5 protein-coding genes are annotated in these 8323 nt (G+C 44.1%); 3 read left to right on the top strand and 2 right to left on the bottom strand.

Annotated features, from left to right (window positions below; all coding sequences use genetic code 11):
- Nucleotides 1-87 precede the first annotated feature (87 nt).
- Complete coding sequence (locus DDV96_RS14580; protein ID WP_116695521.1) at nucleotides 88-810, bottom strand: hypothetical protein; 723 nt, start codon at nucleotides 808-810, stop codon at nucleotides 88-90.
- Between the two features lie 6 nt (nucleotides 811-816).
- Entirely contained in the window at nucleotides 817-1557 is a 741-nt protein-coding gene (locus tag DDV96_RS14585; protein WP_116695522.1) for a hypothetical protein, read from the bottom strand.
- Nucleotides 1558-1959: 402 nt separating this feature from the next.
- On the opposite strand from DDV96_RS14585, the gene DDV96_RS14590 reads away from it, so the two are divergent.
- The 3 genes from DDV96_RS14590 to DDV96_RS14600 all read left to right on the top strand — a co-directional run bounded on the left by DDV96_RS14590 (nucleotide 1960) and on the right by DDV96_RS14600 (nucleotide 8152).
- Nucleotides 1960-2271: a DUF6660 family protein gene (locus DDV96_RS14590; protein ID WP_116695528.1), complete on the top strand. Its 312-nt coding sequence runs from the start codon at nucleotides 1960-1962 to the stop codon at nucleotides 2269-2271.
- 321 nt (nucleotides 2272-2592) lie between these two features.
- On the top strand, nucleotides 2593-6957 hold the full coding sequence (locus tag DDV96_RS14595; protein WP_116695523.1) for a CusA/CzcA family heavy metal efflux RND transporter: 4365 nt from the start codon (nucleotides 2593-2595) through the stop codon (nucleotides 6955-6957).
- Nucleotides 6958-6961: 4 nt separating this feature from the next.
- The gene (locus DDV96_RS14600) at nucleotides 6962-8152 is read left to right on the top strand and encodes an efflux RND transporter periplasmic adaptor subunit (protein ID WP_116695529.1); all 1191 of its coding nucleotides are present in this window, start codon (nucleotides 6962-6964) and stop codon (nucleotides 8150-8152) included.
- Nucleotides 8153-8323 lie beyond the last annotated feature (171 nt).

Genomic DNA, 8323 nt, shown 5'->3' on the forward strand with positions numbered 1-8323 from the left:
ATTGCACCCGTTTTTTCCCTAAATACAGTTAACCATAACACAACAGAAATCAAGTTTCCCTGTGTTACCTATTATGTACTATAACCGCTATAATTTGGATATCCCTATATTAAAAAACTTGGCGGTAATAGTGTCGTTGCCATCTAAGGTATATTTAATCTCCACCACATCGTTGGCTTCTAAAAGAAGTACCGAGTTGCCACTGCTGCCCCAATAATCCCTTTTGGTTAAATTTACATTACCGCTGGTTAAATAGGACTGTAGGGCGCCATTTACAAACACAAGGAGTTTGTACTTTTTGGGCCCTGCGGGAAGGTTGGTCGTGGACATGCCCGCTGTAATTAAGTATAAACCTTCTTGTAATACTTTAATGGTGCTGTTTTTGTTTTGGTCCACCCCAGTTCCGCTCACTTCAAAATAATCGGCTACATTATGCAGAATATGTGAATTATTAAGTGGTAATGGCAAAGGTGGGCTTTCTTGTAAGGTAAGTTTGCCTCCTGTTTTATTAAGGATAACAGAAGGGGTGTCGTATAATTGCACATTCCGTACCCACTTAGTGTTAACATAAAGGTATAAACTGTTATCTGTTGTGTTAAAAACCATAGCACCTTCAAGTGGACCATCGATTGCTTCCATTTGAGCGGTCGTCATACGGGGTATCACAACAGTGCCTGTGGTACTTTCCACTTGTAATGCACTGCCGTCATCTAAATTTGTGGTGTTGATCCCCACTCCTTTTTGGGCAAAAGTGGGTATTATGGCAGCAGACAGAAAAAAAACGATGAGTATTTTCTTACAATATATCATAGCCGCTTAAATTTTAATAATTCCTATTTTAAAGAAACGGGCGTCTAATGGTTTGTTATCATTATTAAGCACATACCGTAAGATTATTTTGTCATGTTTCTTAAAAGGTAACGTCATTACCCCACTGGTACCAAACTCGTCTGCGGTTTCCATAACCACATTACCGCGTACCAAATAGCCAATAAGATTGTTATTACTGTTTTTATAAACGCCAATAATGTATTTATGGCCACCCATAGGCAAGCTGTTCACGGCAAAACCAGCGGTAATCATATAATTACCGTCTTTTTCTACTTGCACCGTACCATCTGCCGTAACCGTAAAGAAGTTGTGCTCGATAGCTGCTATTTCATCGGTATTGAGCGGAAAATTATAATAGGTGTTGAGATCTGTTTGTACTAGGTTATTATCGTCGTTCGCACCCCAGTCCTTGCTCAAAACAATAGACGGAAGGTCTGGCCGCGTGATATTGTTCCACGTTTGTGAGGAATACATAAACAAGGCTGAATGTGTGGTATTATACACAACAGACCCTTCCAGTGGCGTGGGGATAGCATTCATTTGTGCATTGGTCATTCGCGGCGGTACAAATCCTCCAGTGGTGCTATCTATCTGTAAAGCACTACTGGGTGCTGGGTTGGTAGTGCCTATCCCTACTTGTGCCATAACCGGCATAGCAGTTAAAAGAAGAATAATCAAAATTGTACAGGCACCTTTTTTTTGGTGTACTCGTGTAGTATTTTTCATCGGGGGCTTGAATTAAATACATAAATAGGTTAACATTTTCAACAGCAAAGATATAAGATATTTTGAAATGATCATTTTTTATTGCAGATAATCGTTGTAATACAGTTTTTTAGCGATTAAAAATTAGAATTTTGTAAGATAAATCTAATTTTATGTACTGTTTTGTTAGGTGTTCAAAATCTCGATTGGCATCATCAGCCTATAACCGAAACAGTATCACCTCGCTATTTTTCATGGCTTTTATCCATAACCAGTTGAGCTTCTTCCAGCTCCTGCAAGAGCGGACTCTTTTACGGTATGAATCTTGCCTTAACGAGAATGAAACTTGTATTATCGCATCATAGAATGGCGTGAATACATTTTGCAACCCAATTGCACCCGCTTTTTCCCTATATTTGTAACGTGAAAATTTTGGCAGTCATATTATCTATCTACTTTTTGGGGCTCAATATAGTGCCCTGTAGCGATACGCCCCCTACCCAAGACGACACACAGACCGAGGTGGTCAGTACCCAAGACATCGACCACGAACATCCAGATAGCGACGAGTGCACGCCCTTTTGCCAATGCCATTGTTGCCACGTACATACGCTGGATATCGGCACCGCGGCTTTTGAGCCCATTGCCCTTGCCATTTCAAACCATATATTTCTACATTTTGATAGTTTGGGAGAACATATTCCACGTACTTTATTACAACCCCCCAGAGCCTAATACCTGCGTACTTGCCTACCGTTTAAGGTAGGGGCAGGTATCTTGTCCTTCAAATGCACATAACTTATTTAGTGCGATAATTCTTTAAACATTTTTATCAAGCTACGCTTTTTTTCATTGTCATTGCCGACACTGTCAATGCAAGTAAACAACAATCGAATTAATGACGATACATTTGAAAACAAATTGCACGAGGTAAAGAGTCCTCCCCTAACCCCTCCAAAGGAGGGAGATAACATATGGTAGCCCACTCCTCCCCCTTGGGGAGGCCAGGGAGGGGACAACATAAAAAAAAGCCACAGCTACATTAAAACAACACCTATGATCAACAAAATCATTGATTTTTCCATCAATAACAAGTTTATAGTGGGACTCATGACCCTCGCACTCATTGGGGCGGGTATTTGGAGCATGACCAAAGTCCCCATTGATGCCGTGCCCGACATCACCAACAATCAGGTACAAGTAATTACCCAATCGCCCAATCTGGGCACCGAAGATATTGAACAGTTTGTTACCTATCCCGTAGAAGTGGCGATGAGCAACCTGCCCAATGTTTCGGAAATACGCTCGGTATCCCGCTTTGGGCTGTCGGTCGTTACCATTGTGTTTGACGATGATATGGGTATTTACCTCCCCCGGCAACTGGTTGCCGAAAAGCTCACCGAAGTACAAGAACAGATTCCCAATGAGTTTGGGCGGCCTTTTATGGGCCCTATTTCCACCGGGCTGGGCGAAATATACCAATACACCTTGGAAGTGGACGAAGCCTACAAAGACGAGTACACCGCTACCGAGTTGCGCAGTATGCAAGACTGGATCGTCCGCAGGCAGATGGCAATGGTGCCCGGTGTAATTGAAGTAAATGCCGTGGGCGGAAACAAAAAGCAGTACGAAGTAGCCGTCGATCCAGACGAGTTGCGGGCCATCGGCATTACGATTTCCGATGTATATACCGCTTTGGAAAACAACAACCAAAACACCGGAGGTGCCTATATCGAAAAAAACCACCAAGCCAACTTTATCCGTGGCGAAGGCTTGGCACGTACCGTAAGCGACATAGAAAATATCGTGGTACAAAACCGCAAAGGCATCCCCATTACCATTAAAGATGTGGGAACGGTCACCATTGGCAGTGCGGTGCGGTATGGTGCGCTTACCAAAAATGGCAAGGGCGAAGCTGTTGGCGGGATGATTTTAATGCTGAAAGGTGCCAACTCCAACGAAGTGATCGAGAACGTAAAAGAACGCGTGGCACAAATTCAAAAATCACTGCCCGAAGGGGTCACCATCGTACCGTTTTTAGACCGTAGTGAACTCATTGCCGAAACCACCGGCACGGTCACCGGCAACCTTTTGGAAGGGGGATTGATCGTCATCTTCGTCTTGGTGTTGCTATTAGGAAACTGGCGGGGCGGCTTGATCGTGGCTTCCACTATTCCATTATCGTTACTGTTCGCTTTTATCTTGATGAGCGTATTTGACGTCTGGGCCAACTTGATGAGCTTGGGTGCCATTGACTTCGGAATTATAGTGGATGGTGCGGTGATTATTGTGGAAGGAACGGTCTTTATGCTGTACTCCTACCTTCGGAAAAATAAAACCATCACAAAAGAGACCAAAAATGAAGTAACCGCCAAGGCATCCAAAAAGATGATGAATGCGGCTTTCTTTGGACAGCTTATCATTTTAATTGTATTCCTGCCCATTTTAGCCTTGGAAGGTGTGGAAGGCAAGATGTTTAAACCCATGGCCTTGACCTTTATCTTTGCGATGATCGGTGCGATGATCCTTTGTTTAACTTACGTACCAATGGTTTCATCCTTATTCCTGAAAGTCTCAAAACCTGAAAAACGTTCATACGGAGACAAATTTGTAAACTGGGTAGAGCGCAAATACCAACCCTTACTGAACACATCCCTTAAAAAAGGAAAACTGATTATTGGAATTGCGATTGGCTTCTTTGCCCTGGCAATCATTACGTTTACCCAAATGGGAGGCGAGTTTATTCCGCAGTTGGATGAAGGCGATATTGCCTTTCACGCCATCTTAAAACCCGGAAGTTCGCTTTCAGAAAGCATTGAAACTACCACCAAGGTAGAACGAATTGTCAAAGCACAGTTTCCCGAGGCCACAGACGTCATTAGCCGAATTGGGGTAGCCGATGTCCCCACCGACCCCATGCCGATGGATATTGCGGATGTCTTCGTAATTTTAAAACCTACCGATGAATGGACCTCAGCGGACTCGAAAGAAGAGCTGGTCAATAAAATAAAAGAGGCGGTCAGCGTCGTGCCCGGTGTAAACTTCGAGTTTACCCAACCCATCGAGATGCGTTTTAACGAATTACTGACCGGGGTTCGGGAAGATGTTGCGATTAAATTGTTTGGGGAAGATTTGGATATCCTCGCCAGTAAAGCCGAAGAAATGGGGAAACTCATTGGTGATATTCCCGGCGTAGCCGATATGAAAGTGGAAGCCACCGACGGCCTGCCACAAATAACCATAGACTACAACCGAAGCAAAATAGCGCAATACGGCTTGGACATCCATACATTGAACAATACGGTGCAAGCTGCTTTTGCAGGAGGTACCGCAGGCGTGATTTTTGAAGGGGAAAAACGGTTCGATTTGGTCGTTCGCTTAAAAGAACAAAACCGAACCAATATCTCGGATATTGAAAATCTCTATGTAAACATACCCAACGGGTCACAAATACCCTTACGCGAATTGGCGAAGATAAGTTACGAACCCGGCCCGATGCAGATTAGTAGGGACAACACCAACAGACGTACCTATGTAGGGATCAACATTCGGGATCGCGATGTGAAATCGGTAGTAAAAGACATTCAGGCGAAGTTAGATGCTGAGTTTGAATTACCGCCGGGTTATTATATACGCTATGGCGGTGCCTTTGAGAACTTAGAGCGCGCCAGTAACAAGCTGCAAACGGTGGTGCCCATTGCCTTGATTTTGATATTTATTCTAATCTACTTTGCCTTGCAGTCGTTCCCTCAAACGGTAATGATTTACCTTGCCATCCCTATGGCAACCATTGGTGGGATCTTTGCGTTGTGGCTACGGGATATGCCGTTTAGCATTTCGGCGGGGGTAGGTTTTATCGTCCTCTTTGGGGTGGCCGTCTTAAACGGGCTGGTGATGATCAGTGGCTTAAATGAACTGAAAGAAGAAGGGGTCACCAATTTAAAAGACCGCATTATACAAGGGACCAAACGGCGTATCCGCCCCATTATGCTGACCGCCTTTACCGATATCTTAGGGTTCTTGCCTATGGCGATCTCTACATCGGCCGGAGCGGAAGTACAACGCCCTTTGGCAACGGTAGTGATTGGTGGATTGGTCACCTCTACCCTATTGACCTTGTTTATTCTGCCTATCTGTTACCAATGGATAGAAAAACGAAAAGAACGAAAAATGATGAGAAAACCCGCACTTGCAACCACGGTGTTGCTTATTGGTTTATTGGGAAGCTCGGCTTTTGTCCCTACGTATGGACAGGAAGTTTCAGAAACCCAAACAAACCTCACAAAAGACCTATTGCTCATTACCTTAGCAGAAGCCGTTGAAACCGCCCAAGAAAATTATCCGCTGTTAAAACAAAAACAGTTGGAAATAGAACGGGAATCGGCTATGAAAGCTGCGGCATACGACTTCGGAACAACCACGGTATTCACCAGTGGCGAAGAACTGAATGACGAACGGGGCGTTTATACCACTATTGGAATCGGGCAACAAAACATCGACCTGCTGGGTATTGGCGCTAAGAACAAACAGCGCAAGCAACATATCGCTTTAGCCGAAACCGCCTTGGAACTATCGGAATTACAAGTGGCTCAAGCGGTAAAAGAAGCGTGGTCGAAAGCCTTTCAGGAAAAGCGGAAGTATCAGTTGTATAAAGAATTGGATTCCATTTATACGCGTTTTACAGAAGCCGTATCGCTCAACTATGAAGTAGAAGCAATTTCAAAATTGGAATATGCTTCGGCGAAAAACCAAGCATTTCAAATAAAGAACAAAAAGCAACAAACCTGGAGCGATTACCAAGTGGCATTGCAACAGCTCAATATTTGGTTGGTGTCCGATACGTTTTACACGGTGCCTGATTCTTTTGAAGCTAATACCTTAAAAATGCAAGCGCTTTCATCAACGCTAACGGAACACCCCGAGCTACAGCTTTCCGAACAGCAAATAAAAACCGCTGAAGCCGATTACAAAGCCGCCCGTGCTAATTTATTGCCGACGTTCAATTTACAAGGTGGCCTACAAAAGGTAAATGGTTCGACGGGCTTTTATAAATATCAGGTAGGGATATCCGTTCCGTTGTTTTCAGGCACCGAACGCAGTAAAGCAAAGGCCGCCAGAATAGATGCTGAAATTGCTAAAAACCAAGCCACTTTCAACAAACAACAACTAGAAGCCACGTATCAACAAGCAGTTCAGACTTTTCAGAAATGGGAAGATTCGTGGCAGTTTTATAAAGAAGAAGCCTTGCCGCTTGCCAAGGAGCAACGACAAGGCGCCTTATTGGCATATAAAGAAGGCGCGGTGGACTATGCCGCTTTCACGCAATTGATACGCGATGCCATACAAACCGAACTGGACGCACTCGATGCCTTACATAACTATTTACAAGCCGTATTTCAACTACACTATTTTAATAATTAATATGATGAAAAAAACAATAAACCCTATATACAGTCTATTCGTACTCGCTAGTATCGTACTGGTTTCTTGCGGGGATTCGAATACCAAGTCTGAAGAAAAAAGTGCTTCAGAAGAAACAGCAAACAAAAAGCCGCACATAGAAGAAGTGATGCTTTCGGCACAACAATATGAAGCTTTGCAAATGGAAACCAACACCCTACAAGACCGTAAAATGAGCGGTTTTGTAGAAGCCAATGGCCAACTGGAAGTACCGCCACAAAACGAAGCGATGGTGACTTCGGTCGTGGGTGCCAATGTAGTTTCCATAGAAGTGATAGAAGGCGATGAAGTAAAAAAAGGACAGATACTCGCCTATTTGTCGCACCCCAACATCATCGATAAACAAACGCAGTATTTAGATGCGTACAGCAATGAGCAGTTCCTTCAGAAAGAATACGAAAGGCAACAAAAGCTATACGAAGCAGGTGTAGGCTCAGGGATGAACTTCCAAAAAACGGAAGCCCAATACCAAGCCGCAAAAAGCTTGGCACAAGGCTTAAAAGCACAATTGCAGCAATTGAACATTAGCGCAGCCGGAGTAGAAAAAGGAACCATTTACCAACGCGTAGCATTACGTAGCCCGATAGAAGGGGCGGTGCAAAAAGTACAGGTAACAACAGGACAGTATGTCGATCCGCAGACCAATCTGTTTGAAATCGTCAATACCCATCACGTCCACGCTGATTTAATGGTATTTGAAAAAGATGTGCATAAAGTAAAAAAGGGACAGACCGTTACTTTTGAGGTGCAGTCCATCCCTGGAAAAGAATTGAAAGCGACCATCTATTCGGTTGGGCAAACCTTTGAGGAGAATCCAAAAGCCTTACATGTGCACGCCGAGATAGAAAACAAAGAAGGACATTTAATCCCCGGCATGTATATTCAAGGCCGTATATTAACAGACGACCAACAAACAAAAGCCTTGCCCGAAAGTGCCATCGGTACGGACGGTGACAAAAAATACGCTTTTACGGTGGAAAAAGAGGGTGATGCGTGGAGTTTAAAACCCGTAGAAATCACCACCGGTGCCAAAGATGGCGAATGGGTAGCGGTTAATTTCTTAAAACCAATTGCCCCCGACACCCAATTGGCTTTCAATAACGCATATTACCTATTAGCCGAATGGAAAAAAGGAGAAGCTGGGCATAGTCATTGATGCAGATGTTGGATGCTGGATGCTGGATGCTGGATGCTGGAAGTCAGAAAACGGGAGTTAGAAGTCGGACCTTCGATACAGCCCTCCTATCGTCGGGCCACTCAGGCACCAGAGGTTTAAAGCTCAATGATAGGTGTTTGAGTGAATTCGGGAGACCGGCAGGGATCACGA

Origin of the sequence: Marixanthomonas spongiae, from assembly GCF_003095375.1 — a bacterium.
Classification (GTDB): domain Bacteria; phylum Bacteroidota; class Bacteroidia; order Flavobacteriales; family Flavobacteriaceae; genus Marixanthomonas; species Marixanthomonas spongiae.

Excerpts from the sequence above, each read along its gene's own strand:
- DDV96_RS14595 (WP_116695523.1), top strand. The coding sequence starts at position 2,593 with ATGATCAACAAAATCATTGATTTTTCCATCAATAACAAGTTTATAGTG.
- DDV96_RS14585 (WP_116695522.1), bottom strand. The coding sequence starts at position 1,557 with ATGAAAAATACTACACGAGTACACCAAAAAAAAGGTGCCTGTACAATT.
- DDV96_RS14580 (WP_116695521.1), bottom strand. The coding sequence starts at position 810 with ATGATATATTGTAAGAAAATACTCATCGTTTTTTTTCTGTCTGCTGCC.
- DDV96_RS14600 (WP_116695529.1), top strand. The coding sequence starts at position 6,962 with ATGAAAAAAACAATAAACCCTATATACAGTCTATTCGTACTCGCTAGT.